Raw genomic sequence first — 22,939 nt, 5'->3', positions numbered from 1 at the left:
TCGGCGCGGTTAACGCTGCGTTAACCGCGCCAGCCAGCCGGCGATTTCGGCGTCCCAACGGCCGGGGTCGTAGTTCCACAATTTGGTGTGGCGCGCCTCGGTGAACGCCACGAAGGTCACCGAGTCGGGCCGCCGGTCGGCGAGGCGGCGCGACCCGGTGACCGGAACGAAACCGTCATCGTCGCTGTGCAGCAGCAGAATGGGCCGGTGCAGGTCACATGCGCGCGCCACGAAGTCGAGCCGCCCAAAGTCGATCGGCGCTCCGAGTCCGGTCAGCCGTTGTCCCTGCCGTGACCCCATCAGCGCGACTGCTCCGCGGGCGATCTGCCTCGGCAGCCGGCGATCGATGGCCTGTGCGGCCACGACGTCGGCCCAGTCGATCACGGGAGATTCCAGCACCACCCCGACGATCAGCGGCGCCTGTGCGCTGCGGGTGAGGGCCTGCAGGCAGATCGCTCCCCCCATCGACCAGCCCATCAGCACGACGCTGGTCGCTCCCTGGTCAGCGGCAAAGCTCATGGCCGCATCGACGTCGGCCCACTCCGTGTCGCCCAGCCCGTAGCGCCCGTCGGGGCTGGCCGGGGCGTCCCCATCGTTGCGGTAAGAGACGAGCAGCGACGTGTAGCCGGCCGCTCGAAACACGGGCACCGCCCGCAGCGCCTCCTCCCGGCGTACCGCCCGGCCGTGCACCTGGATCACCCAGCGACCACCCGCAGCTGCGGCATCCGCTGGAATGAGCCAGGCAGGGGCCGGGCCAAGTGCGGTCGGGACGGCGACACTGTGCCAGGGGAAGCCGAGATCGTCGGGGCCGGTGTAGAGCCAGCCGCTGAACCGGCCGCGCCGGGCGGCCTGGAGGTCGCCGTAGTCCACAGCGAGGATACGCCGGGTGACGGTGGCGGCCGTTCGATCGGTGATCGCGCCGACGCGGGCGTGGCCGGTGTCGTTGCCAAAGAAAAAGCTGTAGTCGCCCGGGAGCACCGAATCACGGTGCCGTTGCAGGGTGATCAGGCCGCGCCCGAGGTCGACCGCGAACACCCGCGTGTCATCCGCGCGTTTGGCCGGGGGTGTGATGATGGTTTTGGCCATGACCGCGGCGAGAATGGCGCTGGTGGCGAGACCGACGACGGCCGCACCGGCGACGGCCAGGCCCGTGACGGCCAGGATCGGCCCCAGAATCGACCGCTGCGCAGCCTCTGCGCGCCCGTTTGGGGGCTGTGCCTCGTTCACCCGCACCTCCAACTGGTCGGCGTGCCTCACGGACAACACCCAGAAAAAACTCTAGTCTGCAGACGTGCCCGAAACAGATCAATCGCTGCCCGTGGAGTTTGCCGCGGCTTTGTCAATGATTCGTCGCGCGACGAGTCGGGCCGAATTAGTCGTCACCGAGATTTCCGCGCCGGCCCAGCTTGCACCGTATTCCTTCGCCCTGGCGGCCAATATCACGCCGATGCGACCCGGCAAAGACTCCGAGCTCGGAACCGGCCGATTCATTCTGCTGTACGACCCGGATGAACCCGAGGGATGGAACGGTGCTTTTCGCGTCGTATGTTTTGCGCAGGCACCGCTCGAGGTAGAAATCGGACTCGATCCCTTTCTGGCCGAGGTCACCTGGGCCTGGCTGGTCGACGCCCTGAACTCCCGCAAGGCCAAGTACACCGCGGCGTCGGGAACGGCGACTAAAATAATCTCGTCAGGCTTTGGCGAACTCGCCAAACAGGGAGATGGCGCGCAGATTGAACTGCGCGCGTCGTGGACACCCCTGGATCACAATCTCACCGCCCACGTCGAGGGGTGGGGCGAGCTGCTCTGCATGCTCGCCGGACTCCCTCCCGCTGGGGAAGGAGTCAGCATGTTGTCAGCACGCCGAGCAGCCCGTGGCTGAATCGCAATCCAACCAGACCATCGCTCTGCACCGGGTCGTGGATACCCGCGAGGCCTACCTCGCCGCCACGGCCGCCCTGGCGGCCGGGAACGGGCCGGTCGGGGTCGACGCGGAGCGGGCATCCGGTTTCACCTACTCGCAACGCGCCTATCTGATTCAGATTTACCGTCGCGGTGCCGGAACGTTTCTGTTCGACCCGCCGCCGATCGGCGATTTCAGCGAGCTGAACGAGGCCCTCGCCGACACGGAGTGGATTCTGCACGCCGCCAGCCAGGACCTCGCCTGCCTGCGTGAGGTCGGGCTTGACCCGGCACGCATCTTTGACACCGAGCTCGCTGCCCGGCTGCTCGGTATCCCCCGCGTCGGCCTGGGCACGGTGGTGGAAGAGCTCCTGGGCATCCACCTGGCCAAGGAACACTCCGCCGCGAACTGGTCAACCCGGCCGCTGCCGGAATCGTGGCTGGTCTACGCCGCCCTCGACGTGGAGCTACTGCCCGACCTGCGCGACCGCATGGTCGGTCTGTTGGTGGAATCCGACAAGACCGACATCGCCGACCAGGAATTCGCCGCCACCCTGGCCAAGGAGGCCAAGGCCGCCCGCGTCGACCCGTGGCGCCGACTGTCCGGCCTGCACTCGCTGCGTGGCCAGCGCAACCTCGCCGTCGCTCGGGAACTCTGGCTGGCCCGCGACGAGTTCGCCCGCGACGTGGATGTCTCCCCCGGCCGTCTGGTGCCCGACGCCTCCCTGCTCGCCGCGGCACGGGTGCTTCCCGAGACCCGCCAGGCGTTGTCCGACCTGCGCGAGTTCAACGGGCGGTCGAGTCGCAACGAACTCGACCGGTGGTGGGCCGCCATTCAGCGTGGCCGCGTGACCACCGAGTTGCCACCGCTCAAGGCGAGCAACGACACCCTCCCGCCACCACGCGCCTGGGCCGACCGCAACCCCGAGGCGGACGTGCGCTACAAGGCGGCGAGGGCTGCGCTGCAGACCGTCAGCGACGAGTTGGCGATTCCCCTGGAGAACCTGCTGACCCCGGACTTTCTACGTCGGGTGGCGTGGACGCCGCCGGAGCCGCTGGATGCGGCATCCGTCGGAGAAGTGCTAACCCAGTTGGGGGCGCGACGCTGGCAAGTTGACGTGACTGCACAATTTATAGCGGATGCTTTTGTAGCAGTTCCACAAGTTGCCGATCCCGTGTCGGATCTGGAGTCGTAGGATCCGGCAAACGATTCGGGTGGGAAATTTCACCACCCTAGGATCGAAACGACCTGACAGGTCGATTCGAATCTGATCCAACACTTACTGGAGGCATTGTGGCCGAGAGAGCAGAAGTCGTCTTTGTGGACGGGGTTCGCACCCCGTTCGGGCGCGCCGGCGAAAAGGGCATGTACTGGAATACCAGAGCCGATGACCTCGTGGTCAAGGCGATCATCGGGTTGATGGAACGCAACCCGGGGGTACCCCCGGAGCGTATCGACGACGTTGCGATCGCTGCCACAACGCAGACCGGCGACCAAGGCCTGACCCTTGGTCGCACGGCTGCACTGCTGGCCGGGCTGCCGAAATCGGTGCCCGGATTCGCGATCGACCGTATGTGCGCCGGGGCGATGACCGCGGTGACCATGATGGGGTCCTCGATCGGTTTCGGTGCCTACGACCTCGCCATCGCCGGGGGCGTCGAGCACATGGGCCGTCACCCGATGGGGTTCGGGGCCGACCCGAACCCGCGATTCCTGTCCGAGCGTCTGGTCAGCGAAGACGCCCTCAGCATGGGAGCGACCGCCGAACGCATTCACGACCGGTTCCCCGAATACACCAAGGAACGTTCAGACCGGTTCGCGCTGCGCAGCCAGCAGAAGGTCGCCGCGGCCTACGAAGCTGGCACGATTCAGCCCGACCTGATTTCGGTGGCGACCCGCAGCGAATCAGGGTGGGGCCTGGCGACGCGCGACGAAGCGCCGCGCCCGGAGACGACCATGGAGGGACTCGCAGGCCTGCGCACTCCCTTCCGCTCCCACGGACGGGTCACCGCCGGCAACGCCTCCGGGCTCAATGACGGCGCATCCGCCTGCCTGCTGGCCAGCGGCGCCACCGCCAAGGAGCTTGGCCTCGGCGTGAAAATGACCATGACGAGTTTCGCCTTCGCCGGCGTCGAACCGGAAGTCATGGGCCTTGGCCCCGTGCCCTCCACCGAGAAGGCGCTGCGCAAGGCCGGCCTGTCGATCACCGACATCGGCCTGTTCGAGCTCAACGAAGCCTTTGCCGTGCAGGTGATCTCGTTCCTCGACCACTTCGGCATCGATGACGAGGATCCGCGCGTGAACGAATACGGCGGAGCGATTGCGCTGGGACATCCACTGGCCAGCTCGGGCGTTCGCCTGATGAACCAGCTGGCCCACCAGTTCGAGCGCCACCCGGAGGTGCGCTACGGCCTCACCGCCATGTGCATCGGTCTCGGCCAGGGTGGCACCGTGATATGGGAAAACCCGCACTTCAACAAGAAGGCAGCGAAGCGATGACCAACTACGATTCTCTCGATTTCAGCTCGCTCGTTGCGATCTCCGCTGACGAGGTCGTCACGCACTCGTTTGTGCGCGACGTGCCACTGAGTGCCGGCCGTACCCTCGCCCTAGTGACCCTGGACAACGGGCGTGACCACACCCGGCCGAACACGCTCGGCCCGGTTACCCTGCTCGAGTTCGCCGCCACCATGGACGAGCTGAAAGCTCGCGCCGGGCGCGGCGAGATACACGGCGTCGCCGTCACCGGCAAGCCGTTCATTCTCGCTGCCGGAGCGGACCTCAGCAAGGTAGCCGAAATCCCCTCGCTCGACACCGGCAAGCTGCTCAGCCAGCTCGGCCACCACGCCCTCGGCAAGCTCGACACGCTGGGTATACCGTCGTTCGTCTTCATCAACGGACTCGCACTCGGTGGCGGGCTCGAAATCGGCCTCAACGCGGGCTACCGCACGGTCGACGCGGCTGTACCGGCGATCGCATTACCCGAGGTCTTTCTCGGCCTGATCCCCGGCTGGGGTGGCTCCTACCTGCTGCCCAACCTGATCGGCATTGAGAATGCCCTGAAGGTCATCATCGAGAACCCGCTCAAGAACAACCGCACCCTCACCGGAGCGGATGCCCTCGCGCTCGGAATCGCGGACGTCATGTTCACGTCGGCGCGGTTCCTCGAAGATTCCATCGCCTGGGCCGACGGGGTGATCGCCGGTACCACGAAGGTGTCGCGTCCAAACGCGCCCGGCAAAATCGAACGCCTGGTCAAGTGGGACGTTGCCATCGGCATCGCCCGCAAGATGCTGGTGAACCGCATCGGTGAGGTCGCGAAGTCCCCCTATGTGGCGCTCGATCTGCTGCAGGCCGCCAAGAGCGGCAGCCGCGCCGAGGGCTTCGAGCGCGAAGATGAGGCCCTGGCCGGTCTCATCGCCGGTGACCAGCTGCAGGCGAGCATCTACGCCTTCAACCTCGTGCAGAAGCGGGCCAAGCGACCGGCCGGCGCGCCGGACAAGAAGCTCGCCCGCCCCATCACTAAGGTCGGCGTTATCGGCGCCGGCCTGATGGCCAGCCAATTCGCGCTGCTGTTCGTGCGGCGACTCAAGGTCCCCGTCGTCATCACCGACCTCGACCAGGCCCGCGTCGACAAGGGTATTGCGTACATTCACGGTGAGATCGCGGCCCTTGAGGCTAAGAATCGCATCTCCTCCGACGAGGCCAACCGGCTGCGCGCGCTCGTCACCGGTACGACCGACAAGTCGTTGTTCTCCGATGCCGATTGGGTGATCGAGGCCGTCTTCGAGGAACTCAGTGTCAAGCAGAACGTGTTCGCCGAGATCGAGAAGTTCGTGTCGCCCGAGGCGATTCTGGCGACGAACACATCGTCGCTGTCGGTCGAGCAGATCGGGTCAAAGCTTGCCCACCCGGAGCGCCTGGTCGGCTTCCACTTCTTCAACCCGGTCGCGGTCATGCCACTGATCGAGGTGGTCAACACCCCGCAGACCGACCAGGTCACCCTCGCCACGGCCATGGTCATCGCCGGCAAGTTACGCAAGAATGCGGTGATCACCCGGGACACGCCCGGCTTCGTGGTCAACCGCGTACTCGCCAAGCTGCTCGGTGAAGCGATGCACGCCGTCGACGCCGGAACCCCGTTCGAGGTCGTGGAGGCCGCCGTGGCGCCGTTCGGGCTGCCGATGAGCCCGTTCGAGCTGCTCGAGCTGGTCGGCCTCACCGTGGGCGCTCACGTGCTCGACACGCACCATGCGGCGTTCCCCGACCGGTTCTTCGAGAGCGACAACCTGCACAAGCTTGCCGAACACGGCAAGATCCTTGAGCGGGACGGAAAGGGCCGCCGTACCGGCTTCGACAAGGGTGCACTGAAGATCGTCGCCGGCGGCAGCACCCCGATGACCGCCGAGCAGATTCTGCAGCGGGTCGAAGACGGTCTGGTCGACGAGATCAAGCGGATGCTGGACGACGACGTGGTGCACGCAGCCGAGGACATCGACCTGTGCATGATCCTCGGCGCCGGCTGGCCGTTCCAGATGGGCGGGATCACCCCGTACCTCGACCGGGTCGGCGCGAGCGAGCGGGTCTTCGGCGGCACCTTCCACACCCCGGCAATCCGCGGCATCGGTGCTGCCGTCGGGGCGACATCCGCTCAAATATAGCGAGAACAGGGCCGGGTCATTGACCGGGCCCACCTTATGGTCGCGGGCCCAGTTTATAAGCTGGGCCCGCGGACGGGGCCCGGGCCCCGTCTGCGTTCTTAGGGCCTGTAAATCAACAACACGCGTAGTTCAGGGTTGATCTGCTGGGCTTACGGTGTAGTTCCAGTCGCCGTGGAAGTCGTGCCTGGTGAGGTGTTGGGTTTCTAGGTCTGCCATCTCGCGGTCGGTGATCTTGATGCCTTTGGGGTAGATCGTGTCGTCGAGTCCGGCGGTGACGGTAAGGCCGGTGCGGGTGGTGGTACCGGCGATGAGGTCGACGATGACTTCGTGGCTGGTTAGCGGCTGGCCACGCCAGTTCATTGAGATCTGGGCGAACAGGCGGTGTTCAATTTTGTTCCACTTGGAGGTGCCCGGTGGGAAGTGGCAGACGGTGATCGACAGCCCAGTCTGGGTTGCCAGCTCGGCCAGTTCACGTTTCCACAGCCGCGGCCGGTAACCGTTGGAACCTCCGCCGTCGGCGGTGATCAGCAGCCGGTCGGCTTGGGGGTAGGCCAGGGCGCCGACCTTGTCCCACCAGCGGCGGATCGACTCGACCGCGAACGCGCCGGTGTCATGGTCGGATCCCACCGACACCCAGCCGGTGTTGGCAGCCATGTCGTACACGCCGTAGGGCGTGACTTTGCCGAGTTCCCCCTTGAAGTCGTAGACGTTGGTCGCCACCGGCTCACCGGCCGGCTGGTACTCCCGGCCGCCGTTGCGGAAGTTGCCGACCAGTTCCTTCTTCTTGCCGTCCACACTGATCACCGGCTGGCCGGCCGCTATGTGCTCTTCGGCCGCGGCGTTGATGTGTGCGAACTGGGCATCCCGGTCCGGGTGACGGCCACCCTCGATGGTCTTGGCGTTGCCTTGCAGGCTGAAGTTCTCTCTTCGTCCCGCGAGAGCGCAAAAAGCACCCGTTTGGATGGTCCAAACGGGCACTTTGTGCGCTCTCGCGAGCTGGTGGAACCTAGTCGCTTGTGATGGCCAGGTCGGGAGTGGCCGGACTTCATCGCCGAGGTGAGGATCTCGGGCAGTCCCGGCTCGTAGAACGGCGGCTTGCCCGCGGCGAGCTGCTCGATCTTGCGGGCATCGAAGTCGATGCCCACCACCTCGTGCCCAGCTCGGCCATGGCCGATGCGTGTACGGCCCCGAGGTAGCCACAGCCAATAACGGACAGCTTTATGCGATTGTCTCCACCCCTGAAGCCGAGCCACGGCCGCACGGCCGCCGGCCCAACGCGAAATGGCCCCGCACGTGAGTGCGGGGCCATTTCGCGTGAACATTGGTGGCGGTTAGGCCAGGAACCTCTTACGCGTTCGCGCGCTGGCGGCGAACGATGCTCAAAACGACGGCGAGCGCGATGCCGAGCATGAGAGCGCCGGCGGCACCCCAGATGAGCAGCAGGGGTGCTTCGTAGCCGGTGTGGGCGAGGCCCGTGCCGGTTCCAGCGTCAACCGCGGCGACCGTGAGGGTGGCCGTTCCGATCGTGGTTCCGTCGGTTCCGGTGACGGCGTAGGAGCCGCTCGCGTCAGACGGGAGGGCAACGTTAAGCGCGATTCCGCCGTTAGCGTCAGCAGCCTTGACGAACGTGGCGGTGGATTCGGCCTTGAAACTCGACAGCGTCGCGGGCCTGCCCGCACCGGTCACACCGAAGGTGACCTGCGCGCGAGGCTTGAAAGCCTTATCGAAGTTAATGGTGACGGTGGCACTGGCCGCGGAGTTGCCTGAGACGGTGATGCGCTCTTTCGGAACGTACGCGGCAGCGTTTGCCGCAGCCGCAGCCGCAGCCGGAACAGCGAAGAGCGCGGGAGCAGAGCAAAACGCTGAGTGGCACGAGCCCCTTCCATTAAACCAGAAGCTGACATATCCTCACATCACGACTGCTGGGTTACCCGAACTCACTGGTCAGAGGTTGTGACCAGCGCCGTCACGGCCCCAACTCGAGCTGCGCAGAAAAAACCCTATGAGTGCAACGAAGTTCTCAATCCGTGCCTGGCTACGACGTGAGTTCCTGACGCCTCTGGACGTGATGTACGAGCATATCGACGATCACCTTTAGGACGAATACGTTCCCGTCCAAGACGCGACGGCTCCCAAATAGTCGAGCACAACAGCTAAGGCCGACCGAGCCCCAGGTGTTGTCCTGTGGATCTCCTGACCAGTGACCAAGCCACTCCGCCCTGATTCGTTCCAGCTCATGGGTCCGGCTTGACTTCAGCGCACCAATAACGCAGTTACAGGGAAACCAATGAACATTTCTATGAGAGCTCGCGTCGGCATGGGGGTGGTGCTCGCCTATGGCGGCACGGCCTGGCTCCACGGGCTTCACGCAGCCTCTGCCCAGCAAGCCTGGAGTTCGGGCACCTCAGTGTTGCACTTCCTTCGGGACGGGACATTGTCGCTTTTGCTAGTGGTACCGGCCGTCCTGATCGTGTTCGCGATGATCGCTCGCCTGCGGCCGGCATCTCGGATGATCTCCTTGGCTCGCGCCACGGTCGCAGTCGTCGCTGTCACCACGGCTGTGTTCATGTCCGGTGCGATCGGCCACACGCTGCTCTTCCCCTCCGAGCATGCCTCCGCCGCCCACGCGGTTGCCTCAGCTGTCGCACCGGCTGCCCAGGCAGCTCCTGACGCCAGTGACGCACTTGGTGCTGTCCCGCCCCCTGGCGCGCCAGGTGCCCCAGTCGCTGCCGCGACCAAGCCCGGGTTCCACCCACACCAGCCCTCGGCGGCGTGGGTGGCCAAGACGGGCCAAGCCAATGGCTCCGCCGAAGCCGCTGCCGACCCGCACGCTGCACACAACGGTGCAGCCTCTTCCTCTGGCACTACTGGGGCAGCGGTAGCCGAACCGGCCACGGGCGGCCACATGGAGGCGACCTCGGGTGCTGCGCTCTTCGAGCACGGAGCCATCGAGGCCGCTCGCGTATTCCCGGTGCTTCTGCTCCTCGCCCTGGCAGGCCTCGTCCTGGGCATGCGCCGAAGCGATGATGTGACCGGTGGGTATGCCCCGACGCCGGCACGGCGTTCCCGGTCTGTCGTGGCCCCGACGCCGGCACGGCGTGCCCGGTCTGTCGTGGCCTCGACGCCACGCCGATCTCGCCTGGTCATCGCCGTGGCGGCGGGCGGTGTCGTCGTGATGACGACTTCCGCTCTGATGGGTTCCTCTGCGGCAACAGCTGTCATTGGCGATCCGATCACCCCGGCCAACGGGGTCTGCCCGGCCGGTGCCCGCGCTATTGAGTACGACCTGGCCGCCTTCCAGGTGACCATCCCTCTCAACGGCTGGGGCGACAAGCTGCCCAACGGCCTGATGTATGCCCTCAAGAACGCCGACGCAAGGGTGAACAAGGAAAAAATCCTTGCCAACCCCAACCTCACCCAGCCGCTCGTCGTGCGCGCCAACGTCGGTGACTGCGTGTCCGTCAAGGTGCGCAACGACATCGCGGGCCGGCGAATCGGCCTGTCCACTCAAGGCCTCGTTCAAGCGGACGTGAAGACCTCCGACGGCGCGCGGGTGGGCCTAAACCCGGACACGACCATCGCCACGGGCACCGAGCGCACCTACACCTGGTACGCCGACCGGGAGGGCGAGGCGCCGCTGTACGACAACGCCAACCTCGACCCGAACGACCCGAAGCACACCACCGTCCAGAACGGCCTGTACGGCGCGGTCGTCGTGCACCCGAAGGACTCGACCTGGCACAATCAGATCACCGGGGCCGACCTGCTCACGGGCGGGCGCGCCGTCGAGTCCCAGCTGTTCGCCGACATCCGGGCAGGCGGGGCCTCGACCCGTTCGGCCGTCATGATCTTCCTCGACGAGAACGAGGGCGTCCTGGACCGGGACGATAAGCAACCGACCTTCCCGACGACCGGGCTGAAGGACTCGACCTTCGGCATCAACTACCGCTCGGAGCCGCTGCGCAACCGGCTGCGGGCCATCCTCGAGCACCGTGGGACCGTCACTCCGGAGAACCCGGGTGGCGTGGCCAAGACCATCACGCTCCCCAACGGCAAGACCTATGCCCCAAGTGACAACTTCTGCAACGGCTACGTGCCCGAGCTCGGCAAGGTCGTCGACGACCCCGGCGCCAAGTGCCTGGGCGAGGAGTCCCACCTGCAGTCGTGGGTCTTCGGCGACGAGGGCAAGCTAACCCGAACCGTCGACGGCGTGAAGGTGACCGATTCGGACAACCTGATCCCGAAGGGATACGTCGGTGACCCGCTGAAGTTCCACGTCGTCCACCCGGGTGCCAAGGAGACCCACCCATGGCACCAGCACACCCAGCGCTGGAACGCCGACCCGAAGAACCCGAAGTCACCGCTTAATGACGTCCAGTCGTTTGGCCCACATGAGGCTCGGGAGCTGAAGATTGAGGGAGGTGCCGGCGGCACCCAGGGCACGGTCGGTGACACGATCTTCCACTGCCACCTCTACCCGCACTTCGCCCAGGGTTTCTGGGGCCACCTGCGGATCTTCGACAAGTTGCGAGACGGCACGGCACAGTATGCCGACGGCACGCCCCTAGAAGCACTGCAGGAGCTGCCGAACCGGGCAGGCGCCACGGCGGCCCCGACCGCAACCCAGCCCGGTTTCCCACTGTTCGTCAAGGGTGACGTCGGCCAGCGTGCCTACCGTCCGCCGAACGCGGTGGTCAAGGATACCTTCGCTGCTATCCGTCGCCCCGGCGACGCCCCCCGGGGCCCGACCGCGCTTGAGGCCGCAGGGATGCCTGCTCTTGACCCGACCAAGCCCGGCAACGGCTACATCGACCCGTGCCCGACAACTGCACCGACACGGGTTTACCGGCCACACGTCATCGACACCCCGATCACCTACAACTCCGCGGGCTGGAAGGACAGGCAGGGAAGGGTCTACGTGGAGGAATCCGATGCGGTCGCTGTGCGGACAGGACAGAAGGCACCCGAGCCGTACACCATCCGGTCCAGGGTTGGTGAGTGCGTTCAGCTGTTCACCACCAACGACCTGCACCTCGACGAGAATCCCAACGTCCCCCTCGACCACGTGAACCGCCTCGACGGTGATTACATGGCCACCGAGGAGACGTCCGAGGTCTCGACACACGTGCACCTGGTCAAGTTCGACGAACTTGCCTCCGACGGCACCAGCGTGGGCTGGAACTACAGTTCCTCGGCGATGCCTGGCCAGACCTACGGCTATCGGTGGTTCGTGGACACAGCCTTGCGGACGACCTTCTTCCACGACCACCAGTACGCCAACCTGCACCAGCAGAAGGGCCTCTATGCCGCGATGAACGTCGAGCCCGCTGACGCCACGTGGCACGATCCGAAGACTGGTGCTGCCACGAACGGGGTCGGCCCCATGGCCGATATCCGCTCAGCCAGCGGCCCGGACTTCCGGGAGATGACCATTTTCTACTCCGACCGAACGCCCATGTGGAAGGACAACGGCACTGGTCCACCGATCAACCCACCTTCGGCACCGGACAACTACGGCCAGGACCAGGGCGGCTACTCGATCAACTACAAGAATGCCCCGTTCCAGATCCGGACGAAACCTGGGGTTATGGGCGCTAAGGGCGACCCCGCATACACCTACTCATCCGCGGTCAACGGCGATCCCGATACGCCACTCCTGAGGGCGTACTCGAAGGACCCTGTGGTCATCCGCAACGTCGCTGGCTCCCACGAGGAGATGCACGAGTTCAACCTTCACGGTCACCGTTGGCTGAATGAGCCGGACAACCCCCTGTCTCGGACGGTCGACACCCAGACCCTCTCGCTCGCGGAGTACTTCAACTACGAGCTGCAAGGCTCGCAGGTGGTCAAGACCAACCCCGGTGCTGCAGCAACAGTCGCCAAAGCCTCGAACAGCGTCGCCAACGGCACCCCGTCGATCCTGCAGGACGGCGCCGGTTCCCCCGGTGACTACCTGTATGGCTCCCCGTTGCTTGAGGACCAGTGGATGGGGATGTGGGGTCTGTTCCGGGTCCCCAAGAACGCGGTCTCCGACCTCCAGCCGCTGCCCGACCGGGCAGCTCCTGGAATTGGCGACGCGTGGCCAGCCCTCAAACCCGGTGACGCGCTCAAGGTTGCCCCAACCGGAACGCTGGGTTCGGTCACCCCGTGCCCGACAGGGTCCAGGGCGGTCGCGGTCAACGTGTCGGCCATCGCCAAGGACATCGTGTACAACGTGAAGTCAGGTGACCACGACCCGTACGGCATGATGTTCGTGCGGAGCGAGGATGTGACTACGGTTCGCACGGGTGCCATGAAGACCGAGCCCCTGGTGATCCGAGCAAATGTGGGTGACTGCGTCACGGTGACGCTCAAGAACGAGCTGCCGAAGACGCCCGCCGCACACACCGGTGACCTACCGTTGCCTGCGGACGTGACGAACTTCCCACGTTCCAACCGGGTGTCCATGCACCCAAACCTGTTGACCTACAATGTCATTGACTCCGACGGGGCGACGGTCGGGTACAACTACGACCAGACCGTGGCGCCAGGAGTTACGACAAAGTACACGTGGTATGTCCATGCCGCGGTCGAGGACGGCGCAGCGAACCTGCTCGACTTCGCTGACCGGCGTGGGAGTCGCCACCACGGGTCCTACGGGTCGCTGTTGATCGAGCCAAAGGGCTCGACATACGTCAACCCCAACTCCGGGGTTGCGATCACCTCGGGCGCACAGGCCAACGTCACCTACACCGACGCCGCCGGCGTCAAACGCAGCTTCCGCGAGGCTGTGCTCAACTGGGTCGACGGTCTGATCCTGCGAGACAAGGCCGGGGCCATCCTCCCCTACCCAGCGGAGGGCGAACCCAGCGACCAGGGGCACCGGGGCATTAACTACACGACCGAGCGTTTCGCCCCTCGCCTGGCGAAGGACCCAGAGGTGGCCAACGTCATGTCGTCGGTGGTGCACGGCGACCCGGCCACACCGCTCGTGCGGGCCTATGTCGGAGACGAGACGCACCTGCGGCTCGTATCGGGTGGTGACCGCGACCGGGCACACACCTTCAGCCTGAACGGGCACGGGTGGCGCTACCAGCCAAGCGACCCGAACGCGATGATCAAGTCAGCCGAGGGCGGTTTGCTCACAGGCAACGCCTTCAATTACAACCTGCTCGGTGGTGCCGGTGGACTCCAGAAGCTTCCCGGGGACTACCTCTACCGGGACGGCGGTCTGGAGAACCAGGTCAACCAGGGACTGTGGGGCATCTTCAGGGTGGAGGGCTCGCCCAAGGCGGACCTTAAGCCTCTCCAATAGTCCACCCATTGTGAGAACAGGTTGAGAACGTGAGCCGGTGGCACCTCGGGTGCCGCCGGCTCACGCGCGTTGCTGGACGCGCTGGACCCAGGGGTGCCAGCGAGTGGGGTCGCGGGCCGGATGTCCTGAACCTCGTGTCCTCAGCGCGCGGGCCGCATCCCGCGCGACCAGAACCTGTGAGCCCACGAAAGTCCCGTCGGCGTCCGTCCCGGCGCAGGCCGAGCGAGGTATCGCCGGGCCGGTCAGCCCGTATCGCGCGCCGTCTCACCGCGTTGCCCAGAATCAGCTATCCCGACGACCTGCCGGTCGCTGCCCGCAGGGACGATATCGCCGCGGCCATCCGAGACCACCAGGTCGTCATCGCCGCCAGGTCGGTGGCCGAGCGCACGGCGCAGGAGCTGGACACCGAGCTGGGGACTGCGGTGGGTTATCCAGGTGCGCTCCACCGACCACTCCAGTGGCAACACCCTGGTCAAGGTGATGACCGATGGCATCCGGCTGCACTCCCAGGAGGACTTCAAGGCTCGATCGGAGTTCACCGACCCCGAGATCCTGCGCACCAACCTGGCGTCGGTCATGCTACAGATGACCTCCCTGGGCCTGGGTGACATCGCAGGTGCTCGGACCACTGACTCGCGCAAGCGGTTCACGGCATACGGCATACGGTCGCAAGATCGCGGCGCTGCCCCTCGACTTGTGCCTGGCCCGGATAGTCCTAGAGGCCAGAGTCAGTGGCGCGCTTCGCGAGGTACTCATCATGATGCGGCGGCAGAAACGGTGAGCAGCAAGAGCAGAGCCAGGACGGCAACCCCTGCGACAGGGGATACCTTCGGGCGGGCTGTGCCAACGGAAGCTACCGGTCTGTCCGGTTCTTCCACTGTTCTGCGGTTGGGCCCTGTTGGGGCTGGGTGGTCAGGTCGTTGCTGGGGTTGGTGGACCGCAGGCCGCGTTGAAGAGCCCTTCCCAGCTGTCCTGCCAGGGCCAAGTGAGGCAGGTGGAAGACCGGCCTCCTGGCGGACCTAGCGAGGCGGCCCGGGACCGCGATCACCCACCGCACGTCGTCCGGCGTACAGTCCGGTGACGTCACCGTGCACGGTGACGCCGGTCGGGAGCGAGGGCAGACCAAGCATCCGCTCCATCCCACTCCGCGGGCAAGAGTGGATGTTCAACCGGTCCGGCTGCACTACTGAGTTAGAGAGGTCCGTCAGTTCCAGGTGAACCCCGTCCGCGCCACTGAAGAAGAGCAACGCGATACCGAAACCGTCGAGGTCCGTGACCTGGCCGTGCTTGGTTCCCGCTCCGAGTCGCAACAGCGAGGGGGCGGGCAAGCGCCGGGCGCCGCCCAGCCCAGGACTCTTGATCTCATAGAGGTGAATCCGGCAAGTGGGTTATCCATTTCACAGGTTATCCATTTCACGGCCCGAGGAGGGCGGCCCTTCTACTGCTGGGGGTCGGTGGCCGCCAGCACCACAACGGGTGTGGCAGCGGCACCGCCCGCGGGCGCTTACGCCCGTAAATCAAAGACACGCGTAACTCGACATCTCACGTGCTGAGATCACTTTCGTTGGGCGAACTTTGCTGGGCTCACGCTGTAGTTCCGCTCGCCATGGAAGTCGTGCCTAGTCAGGTGGCGGGTTTCCAGATCTGCCATTTCGCGGTCGGTGATCTTGATGCCTTTGGGGTAGATGCTCTCGTCGAGCTCGGCGGTGACGCTCTTACTCCAGCCGCCCGGGCCACCGCCGCGACCCCGCCATGACCCAGCACGCGAGCCTCAGCCCTCGTCAGCAACCGTCGCTGACGCTCATCAAGATGCGGGAACAACGCGGCGAACTTGACTGCCAGCGACTCTTCGACCTCCACGGGAACCGACACAGCACAGCCATGGCACCCCAAACGGCATGCGTCTAGGTTATTTACTTACGAGCCCTTAGTCGCGGCGGGTTACCTGGATAGCGCCGGTGTCGGTGTGGTCGGCGGGCAAGGGTCGAGCGTTGGGGATTTTGCTGCCGAGCACCATGGCGACCACATCGCGGGCGATCGCCTGCGGGGTGAGGCCGACGCGCTCCAGGATCTGGGCGCGGGTGCCGTGGTCGAGGAACTGGTCCGGCAGGCCGAGTTCGGTCACCGCGGTGTCAACGCCGGCCTCCCGCAAGTCCTGCCGGATGCGCGTACCGATTCCGCCGACCCGGATGCCGTCTTCGATGGTGACCACGATGCGGTGCGCGGCGGCGAGGGTGATAATACTGCGCGGCACCGGCACGACCCAGCGCGGGTCGACGACCGTCGCTCCGATGCCCTGGGCGGCGAGCCGGTCGGCCACGTCGAGCCCCAGCGCGGCCATCGGACCGACCGTGACGATCAGCACATCCTGTTGGGTCGCCTCCTGCAGCACGTCGACACCATCGTCAAGGCGGCGGATGGCCTCGAACTCCAGGCCGACGGTGCCCTTGGGGTAGCGCAAGACCGTGGGTCCGTCTTCGACGGCGACGGCCTCGGCCAGTTCTTCGCGCAGGCGCACGGAGTCCCGCGGCGCGGCCAGCCGAATGTTGGGGACGACCTGCAGAATGGCGAGGTCCCACATGCCGTGGTGACTGGGACCATCGGGGCCGGTGACGCCGGCCCGATCGAGTACAAAGGTGACGCCGGCTTTGTGCAGGGCCACATCCATCAGAACCTGGTCGAAAGCGCGATTGATGAACGTGGCGTAGAGGGCGACAACCGGGTGCAGGCCGCCGAAGGCCAGCCCTGCGGCGCTCGTCACGGCGTGCTGTTCGGCGATGCCCACGTCGTGCACGCGGGCCGGAAAACGTTCGGCCATCTTGTGCAGCCCGGTCGGGCGCAGCATGGCGGCGGTAATGCCGACGATACGATCGTTCTCGATGGCCAGTCGCAACAATTCATCGGCAAAAACCGACGTCCAGGATGCCGCGCCCGCCTCTTCGACGGATTCGCCGGTCTCCGGGTCGATCTGCCCGACCGCGTGGAACTGGTCGGCCGTGTCTTGCACGGCCGGGTCGTAGCCCTTGCCCTTCTGGGTGATGGCGTGCACGATGACCGGCGCGCCGTAGCCCTTGGCCTGGGCGAGGGCCTCCTCCATGGCGTGCACGTCGTGACCGTCAATGGGACCGATGTACTTGATGTCGAGGTTGGAATAGAGCGCTTCGTTGTTGGTGACCCGGCTGAGGAACCCGTGCAGACCGCCGCGCACCCCGCGGTACATGGCCCGGCCGGGCGCGCCGAGTTTGTCAAACACTTTCTGACTGGTCAGGTAGGCGTCGCGGTAGGCCGCGCGGGTACGGACGGTATTCAAAAAGCGCGCCATACCGCCAATCGTCGGCGCGTAGGATCGGCCGTTGTCGTTGACCACGATGATGAGTCGACGCGTGTTGTCGTCGCTGATGTTATTGAGGGCTTCCCAGGTCATGCCGCCGGTCAGCGCGCCGTCGCCGACGACGGCGACCACGTGCCGATCGGTCTGGCCGGTCATCTCGAAGGCTCGGGAGATACCGTCGGCCCAGGACAGCGAACTGGAGGCGTGCGAGCTTTCGACGATGTCGTGCTCGGACTCCGAACGTTGCGGATAGCCCGCGAGACCGTCGAACGAGCGCAGCTTGCTGAAGTCCTGACGGCCGGTGAGGAGCTTGTGTACGTAGGACTGGTGGCCGGTATCGAAGACGATGGCGTCGGTCGGTGAATGGAAAACCCGGTGGATGGCGATGGTCAGTTCGACGACACCGAGGTTTGGCCCGAGGTGTCCGCCGGTCTTCGAAATCTCGCGCACCAGAAACCGCCGAATATCGGCGGCCAGCTGTGGCAGCTGCTCTTTCGAAAGACCATCGAGGTCCCGCGGACCATGAATCGTCTCCAGAAGGATCATCCGTCATACCTTTCATGCTGCTCTACAAAACAGTGCTAAACAGATCAAGCCAAACCGGCGCGCAGACCCGAGTGAATCGAGTCTACGCGCCGGTGTCGTGCTGGTAGAGCGAGGCGCTGGCAGCGCCCCGGTTCACTCAGACGAGCGAACGCAGCACGTATTGCAGGATGCCGCCGTTGCGGTAGTACTCGGCTTCACCCGGGGTGTCGATGCGCACGATGGCGTCGAACTCGACCGGTGCCTTGCCGGCGGCCGAGAATTCACTGGGAACGCAGGTCACGCGCACGGTCTTCGGCGTCGTGCCGTTGTTCAGTTCGGTGATGCCGGAGACCGAGACGATCTCGGTGCCATCGAGACCGAGCGAGTCGGCGGTTTCGCCGACCGGGAACTGCAGGGGCACAACGCCCATGCCGATGAGGTTCGAGCGGTGGATGCGCTCGAAGCTCTCAACGATGACGGCCTTGACACCGAGAAGACTCGTGCCCTTGGCTGCCCAGTCCCGGCTGGAACCCGAACCGTACTCCTTGCCACCGAAGATGACGAGCGGGGTACCGGCAGCCTGGTAGTTCTGGCTGGCATCATAGATGTCGGCTTGCGGGCCGCTCGCGACGGTGAAGTCGCGGGTGAAGCCACCCTCGACGTTGTCGAGGAGCTGGTTGCGCAGACGGATGTTCGCGAAGGTTCCGCGAATCATGACCTCGTGGTTGCCACGACGCGAGCCGTAGGAGTTGTAGTCCCCACGGGCGATGCCGTGCTCGGCCAGGTAACGGCCGGCGGGGCCATCCGCTTTGATCGAACCGGCGGGGCTGATGTGGTCGGTAGTGACCGAGTCGCCGAGCTTGGCGAGCACGCGGGCACCACTGATGTCCACGACCGGGCTGGTCTCCAGCGTCATGCCGTCGAAGTACGGGGGCTTCCGCACGTAGGTACTCTCGGCGTCCCAGGCGAAGGTGTCGCCAATGGGGGTGTGCAGGGACTTCCAGCGGTCGTCACCCTCGAAGACACCGGCGTACTGGGTCTCGAACATGTTGGAGTCGATCGACTCGTCAATGGTCTTCTGCACCTCGTCGGCGTCGGGCCAGATGTCCTTGAGGAACACGTCGTTACCCTCGGTGTCCTGACCGAGCGAATCGGTGTCGAAGTCGAAGTTCATCGTGCCGGCGAGGGCGTAGGCGATAACCAGCGGCGGGCTCGCGAGGTAGTTCATCTTCACGTCGGGGTTGATGCGTCCCTCGAAGTTGCGGTTACCGGAGAGCACGGCGGTGACGGCGAGGTCGTTGTCTTGCACGGCCGAGGAGATTTCGTCCTCGAGCGGACCGGAGTTACCGATGCAGGTGGTGCAGCCGTAGCCGACGAGGTAGAAGCCAAGGTCTTCGAGGTAGCCGTTGAGGCCGGCCTTCGCGTAGTACTCAGTGACGACCTTGGAACCGGGCGCGAGGGTGGTCTTGACCCACGGCTTGCTCTTGAGTCCCTTGAGGCTCGCATTGCGGGCCAGCAGGCCGGCCGCGAGCATAACGCTCGGGTTTGACGTGTTGGTGCACGACGTGATGGCAGCGATCGCTACGGCGCCGTTGTCGATCGTGAACTCGCGACCGTCGGCGAGCTTCACGTCGGTGGGCTGAGGGTGCGACTTCGTCGGGTGGCTGGTGTGACGCACCAGGCCAGCCTGGTAGGCGTGCTCGTGCGCGGTCACTTCGTCTTGCGAGGTGAGGCCGAGCGGGTCAGAGGCGGGGAACGTACCCTCTATTGCCGCGTCCACCAGGGAGACGGGGCCGTTGGCGTAGTTGTCCAGGTCGCGCTCGAACTGCGACTTGGACTCGGAAAGGATGATGCGGTCCTGCGGGCGCTTGGGTCCGGCGATCGAGGGAACGACCGTGGAGAGGTCGAGCTCGAGGTATTCGCTGAACACCGGCTCCACATCGGGGTTGTGCCAGAGGCCCTGCAGCTTCGAGTAGGCCTCGACCAGCGCGACCTGCTCTTCGCTGCGCCCGGTGAGGCGCAGGTAGCCGAGGGTCACGTCGTCGATCGGGAACATCGCGGCCGTCGAGCCGAACTCGGGGCTCATGTTACCGATGGTGGCACGGTTGGCGAGCGGCACTGAGGCGACACCCGATCCGTAGAATTCGACGAACTTGCCGACCACGCCGTGCTTGCGAAGCATCTGCGTGATGGTGAGCACGACATCCGTTGCGGTGACGCCGGCCGGGATGACGCCGGAGAGCTTGAAGCCGACAACCTTGGGGATGAGCATGGAAACCGACTGGCCGAGCATCGCCGCTTCGGCTTCGATTCCGCCGACGCCCCAGCCGAGCACGCCCAGGCCGTTGACCATGGTCGTGTGCGAGTCGGTGCCGACGCAGGTGTCTGGGTAAGCCTGGAGAACGCCGTTGACCTCACGGGTCATGGTGACGCGGGCGAGATACTCGATGTTGACCTGGTGCACGATGCCGGTTCCCGGGGGAACGACCTTGAAGTCGTCGAACGCGGTCTGGCCCCAGCGGAGGAACTGGTAGCGCTCACCGTTGCGCTCGTACTCGATCTCAACGTTGCGCTCGAACGAGTCGGTCGTGCCGAACAGGTCGGCGACAACGGAGTGGTCGATGACCATTTCGGTCGGGGCGAGCGGGTTGATCTTCTTGGCGTCGCCGCCGAGGTCGACGAGGGCTTCGCGCATGGTGGCGAGGTCGACGATGCAGGGAACGCCGGTGAAGTCCTGCATGACGACGCGAGCCGGCGTGTACTGGATCTCGGTGTCGGGTTCCGCGGTGGGAACCCAGGAGCCGAGGGCACGAATGTGCTCGGCGGTGATGTTGGCTCCATCTTCGGTGCGGAGGAGGTTCTCCAGCAGCACCTTCAGGCTGTATGGCAGTTTGTCGTAACCGTCGACCGCGTCGAGCCGAAAGACTTCATAGTCTGTCGAACCAACGCGCAGGGTGTCTTTGGCTCCGAAGCTATTTACCGCGGTACTTTTTGAATCCGACACAGTGCCCTCTCCGTTGTAGGAGCCGACGGGAAACCGGCGGCAATCCTCAATTCTTGTGGCAGGCACAACCGCGTGCCAGCAAGGCAAGCCTTACCGGCGGATGCCGGGAGCTGCCTTTTTCCATCGAGTCGTGCCGACGAGTGATCGCCGGTCAACTATCTTGACGTCAAGATAACTCTAGCAGTGCGCCCGAGCGCGCAGAGGTCGATTCTCAGAGCGCGTCGGCGGCATCCGCTTTGCGATAGACCGAGCGCACCATGAGCCAGGACACGACGAGCAACGGCGCGTAGAGCGGGATGCCCATGAGGAGCTTCATGGAGGCGAGCAGTTCGACGTTATTGGCGAGGTAGAGCGGCAGCTGCACGGCGAGGCGTCCGAGGAACAGGCCGGTCCAGCACAGGGTGAGAATGGTCAGCACGCGCCGCTTGCTGGCGTCGAGGCGCCAGGCGATGCCGTCGCCCATGAGGAACCCGACGGCGACGCCGATCAGCGGCCAGCGCACGAGCACGGAGATAAGCAGGGCGGCACCGTAGCCGGCGTTGGTCCACAGACCGACCAGGAAGAAATCGGAGGGCTTTCCGGAGAAGAGAGCCAGCGCGACGCTGATAGCGGTGCCGACCAGGCCTCCGAGGGCCGGCGTCGTCGTCTGCCTGGTGATCGCGCGCAGTGCGACGAAGATCACGCCGATGACCAGCGGAGCGACGAGTGAGGGAAGCAGGGTGCCGATCGGGTCACTCGTCACATCGGTCGACGGGTCGATAGTCAGTGTGTAGGTGACGAGAAAGACAAGGCCGGGCAGGACAGCTTCAATCAGACCGCGGATGCCGCCCATCGCCTTTAATAGGGCCTGTCCACTGATCGGCGCCCCCTCGGTCGCCGCTCCGAATCCGGCCCGGCGGGCCGCCCCGGCCATCGACTCGGCGAACAGGGTTGACGCGGTCTGCGCCTGCTCCGGCGTCGGAGCGGGTTCCGGCGCCGCGGCTGGCGTCGGCACCGGCTCGTGCGCTTCATCGCGCTGGGCCTGCTGTCCGTTCTGACCGGGGGTGTCGCTCATGGCTCGTTAGACCGCGGCGGTCTCGGTCGCGCCGGTGGGCGAGGCGGGCATGCGCAGCGGAATCAGATCACGCGGCGGCATCGGGGTTCCCCCGCGCACGACGACGATACTGCGGAACAGGTCTTCGATCTGCGCTGCGGCATTCGGATCGATGGCGCCCTCGCCCGCGATCACACCGCGCAGAAACCAGCGCGGCCCGTCGACGCCGATGAAACGGGCCAGGCGGGTGACGCCGCCGGCTTCCTGACCGGCCGCAACCGGAATCTCGGCGACCAGTTCCGGGCCGAACGGGCCCTCGCGCGGTGTCGTGGTACCGCCCTGCTTGCCGATCTGGTCGGCGATCTGGTCGCGAATCTCATGCCACAGGCCGCTCGACCGCGGAGCGGCGAACGGCTGCACCTGCAGGGTCGACCCGGCGAAGTCGAGGCCGATGGCGACAACGCGCTTGCTGCCCTCTTCAATTTCGAGGCGCAGGTGCAGGCCTTCCCGCGGCAGAATCTTGATGCCGCCGAGATCGACGTATGGCCGCACCGGGTTGGCTTCGGACTCGTCGAACGGGCCATCGCTCTCGCGGTTCTCTGGTGCCGATTTGGCATGGGGCTCGACGAAGTACCCGGGGGTCGTGGTGTCAGTCACTGATTTTCTCCTTCGCGCTGGGCGGTATCGCCCAACAATGGTGCACTTTCTAGTGGAGCAGCTTCTACGCCCGTTGAACCGAAGCCGCCCTCGCCGCGGTGGCTGCCGGGCAGCCGGTCCACGGCAATGAAGGTGGCCCGGGCAACGGGCATCACAATGAGTTGGGCGATGCGGTCGCCGATATTGATCGTGAACGACTCGTTCTGGTCGGTATTGAGCAGAGCCACCTTGATTTCGCCGCGGTAGCCGGCATCCACTGTCCCCGGGGAATTCACGATGGTGATGCCGTGCTTGGACGCCAGGCCGCTGCGCGGAACCACAAAGGCGGCAAACCCGTCGGGCAACGCGATCGACACGCCGGTGCCGACAAGTGCACGGCAACCGGGAGCGAGCATGAGGGCCTCGGCCGAATGCAGGTCAGCCCCGGCATCACCGGGATGTGCGTAGTTCGGGAGGATGGATGCTTGGATCAGTACTTCGACGCTTTCTGCCACGTGTCGAGGGTAGTGCAGATATCTGATCGAATAGAGC

13 protein-coding genes and 4 pseudogenes are annotated in these 22,939 nt (G+C 65.4%); 6 read left to right on the top strand and 11 right to left on the bottom strand.

The genetic code is table 11. The features are described from left to right. Positions 1-9 precede the first annotated feature (9 nt). Positions 10-1,266, bottom strand: coding sequence for an alpha/beta hydrolase family protein (locus E3O11_RS12295; RefSeq protein ID WP_233195435.1), 1,257 nt, complete (start codon positions 1,264-1,266; stop codon positions 10-12). Positions 1,267-1,342: 76 nt separating this feature from the next. On the opposite strand from E3O11_RS12295, the gene E3O11_RS12290 reads away from it, so the two are divergent. From E3O11_RS12290 to E3O11_RS12275, 4 genes are all read left to right on the top strand, one after another. Then, a complete protein-coding gene (locus E3O11_RS12290) occupies positions 1,343-1,882 on the top strand; it encodes a DUF3000 domain-containing protein (protein ID WP_092449193.1) in 540 nt (179 codons plus the stop codon). 19 nt (positions 1,883-1,901) lie between these two features. Continuing rightward, positions 1,902-3,098 (top strand): HRDC domain-containing protein, encoded by a 1,197-nt coding sequence (locus E3O11_RS12285; protein ID WP_092449194.1) that lies wholly within the window; start codon positions 1,902-1,904, stop codon positions 3,096-3,098. A 98-nt stretch (positions 3,099-3,196) separates the two neighbouring features. Continuing rightward, a complete protein-coding gene (locus tag E3O11_RS12280) occupies positions 3,197-4,402 on the top strand; it encodes a thiolase family protein (RefSeq protein WP_092449136.1) in 1,206 nt (401 codons plus the stop codon). Then, positions 4,399-6,564 (top strand): 3-hydroxyacyl-CoA dehydrogenase NAD-binding domain-containing protein, encoded by a 2,166-nt coding sequence (locus tag E3O11_RS12275; protein ID WP_092449137.1) that lies wholly within the window; start codon positions 4,399-4,401, stop codon positions 6,562-6,564. The genes E3O11_RS12280 and E3O11_RS12275 overlap by 4 nt, the downstream gene beginning before the upstream one ends. 141 nt (positions 6,565-6,705) lie before the next feature. Here the strand turns inward: E3O11_RS12275 and E3O11_RS12270 are convergent. The 3 genes and pseudogenes from E3O11_RS12270 to E3O11_RS12265 form a co-directional block, all read right to left on the bottom strand. After that, positions 6,706-7,713 (bottom strand): annotated as a pseudogene (locus E3O11_RS12270) (ISAzo13 family transposase); the annotation flags it as partial. Then, positions 7,659-7,886 (bottom strand): annotated as a pseudogene (locus E3O11_RS18800) (hypothetical protein); the annotation flags it as partial. The pseudogenes E3O11_RS18800 and E3O11_RS12270, both read right to left, overlap by 55 nt. 25 nt (positions 7,887-7,911) lie before the next feature. Continuing rightward, on the bottom strand, positions 7,912-8,250 hold the full coding sequence (locus E3O11_RS12265; protein ID WP_092449139.1) for a hypothetical protein: 339 nt from the start codon (positions 8,248-8,250) through the stop codon (positions 7,912-7,914). A gap of 601 nt (positions 8,251-8,851) precedes the next feature. On the opposite strand from E3O11_RS12265, the gene E3O11_RS12260 reads away from it, so the two are divergent. Further along, entirely contained in the window at positions 8,852-13,858 is a 5,007-nt protein-coding gene (locus E3O11_RS12260; protein WP_092449141.1) for a multicopper oxidase domain-containing protein, read from the top strand. A gap of 251 nt (positions 13,859-14,109) precedes the next feature. Further along, positions 14,110-14,473, top strand: a pseudogene (locus E3O11_RS18240) (hypothetical protein); the annotation flags it as partial. 940 nt (positions 14,474-15,413) lie between these two features. Here the strand turns inward: E3O11_RS18240 and E3O11_RS12250 are convergent. The 7 genes and pseudogenes from E3O11_RS12250 to dut all read right to left on the bottom strand — a co-directional run bounded on the left by E3O11_RS12250 (position 15,414) and on the right by dut (position 22,902). Then, positions 15,414-15,524 (bottom strand): hypothetical protein, encoded by a 111-nt coding sequence (locus E3O11_RS12250; protein ID WP_369828719.1) that lies wholly within the window; start codon positions 15,522-15,524, stop codon positions 15,414-15,416. A gap of 50 nt (positions 15,525-15,574) precedes the next feature. Continuing rightward, positions 15,575-15,718 (bottom strand): annotated as a pseudogene (locus tag E3O11_RS12245) (ISAzo13 family transposase); the annotation flags it as partial. Between the two features lie 67 nt (positions 15,719-15,785). Continuing rightward, positions 15,786-17,735: a 1-deoxy-D-xylulose-5-phosphate synthase gene (gene dxs / locus E3O11_RS12240; protein ID WP_092449144.1), complete on the bottom strand. Its 1,950-nt coding sequence runs from the start codon at positions 17,733-17,735 to the stop codon at positions 15,786-15,788. Positions 17,736-17,871: 136 nt separating this feature from the next. Beyond that, complete coding sequence (locus E3O11_RS12235; RefSeq protein ID WP_092449145.1) at positions 17,872-20,718, bottom strand: aconitate hydratase; 2,847 nt, start codon at positions 20,716-20,718, stop codon at positions 17,872-17,874. Between the two features lie 211 nt (positions 20,719-20,929). Continuing rightward, positions 20,930-21,772 carry a DUF3159 domain-containing protein gene (locus tag E3O11_RS12230; RefSeq protein ID WP_092449146.1) on the bottom strand — a complete coding sequence of 281 codons (843 nt, stop codon included), beginning with the start codon at positions 21,770-21,772 and terminating at the stop codon, positions 20,930-20,932. Positions 21,773-21,778: 6 nt separating this feature from the next. After that, positions 21,779-22,408 carry a DUF3710 domain-containing protein gene (locus E3O11_RS12225; protein WP_092449147.1) on the bottom strand — a complete coding sequence of 210 codons (630 nt, stop codon included), beginning with the start codon at positions 22,406-22,408 and terminating at the stop codon, positions 21,779-21,781. Then, positions 22,405-22,902 (bottom strand): dUTP diphosphatase, encoded by a 498-nt coding sequence (gene dut / locus E3O11_RS12220; RefSeq protein ID WP_092449148.1) that lies wholly within the window; start codon positions 22,900-22,902, stop codon positions 22,405-22,407. The genes E3O11_RS12225 and dut overlap by 4 nt, the downstream gene beginning before the upstream one ends. Positions 22,903-22,939: the final 37 nt, after the last annotated feature.

The sequence above is a fragment of the Cryobacterium levicorallinum genome (assembly GCF_004402405.1).
In the GTDB taxonomy this organism is placed as follows: Bacteria; Actinomycetota; Actinomycetes; order Actinomycetales; family Microbacteriaceae; genus Cryobacterium; species Cryobacterium levicorallinum.
The sequence above is the reverse complement of the archived record's forward strand: the minus strand, read 5'-3'. Positions and strand labels throughout refer to the sequence as shown.

What these genes read in the sequence shown, in the direction of transcription:
- E3O11_RS12230 (WP_092449146.1), bottom strand. Translation starts at nt 21,772, where the DNA reads ATGAGCGACACCCCCGGTCAGAACGGACAGCAGGCCCAGCGCGATGAA.
- dxs (WP_092449144.1), bottom strand. Translation starts at nt 17,735, where the DNA reads ATGATCCTTCTGGAGACGATTCATGGTCCGCGGGACCTCGATGGTCTT.
- E3O11_RS12260 (WP_092449141.1), top strand. Translation starts at nt 8,852, where the DNA reads ATGAACATTTCTATGAGAGCTCGCGTCGGCATGGGGGTGGTGCTCGCC.
- E3O11_RS12290 (WP_092449193.1), top strand. Translation starts at nt 1,343, where the DNA reads ATGATTCGTCGCGCGACGAGTCGGGCCGAATTAGTCGTCACCGAGATT.
- E3O11_RS12275 (WP_092449137.1), top strand. Translation starts at nt 4,399, where the DNA reads ATGACCAACTACGATTCTCTCGATTTCAGCTCGCTCGTTGCGATCTCC.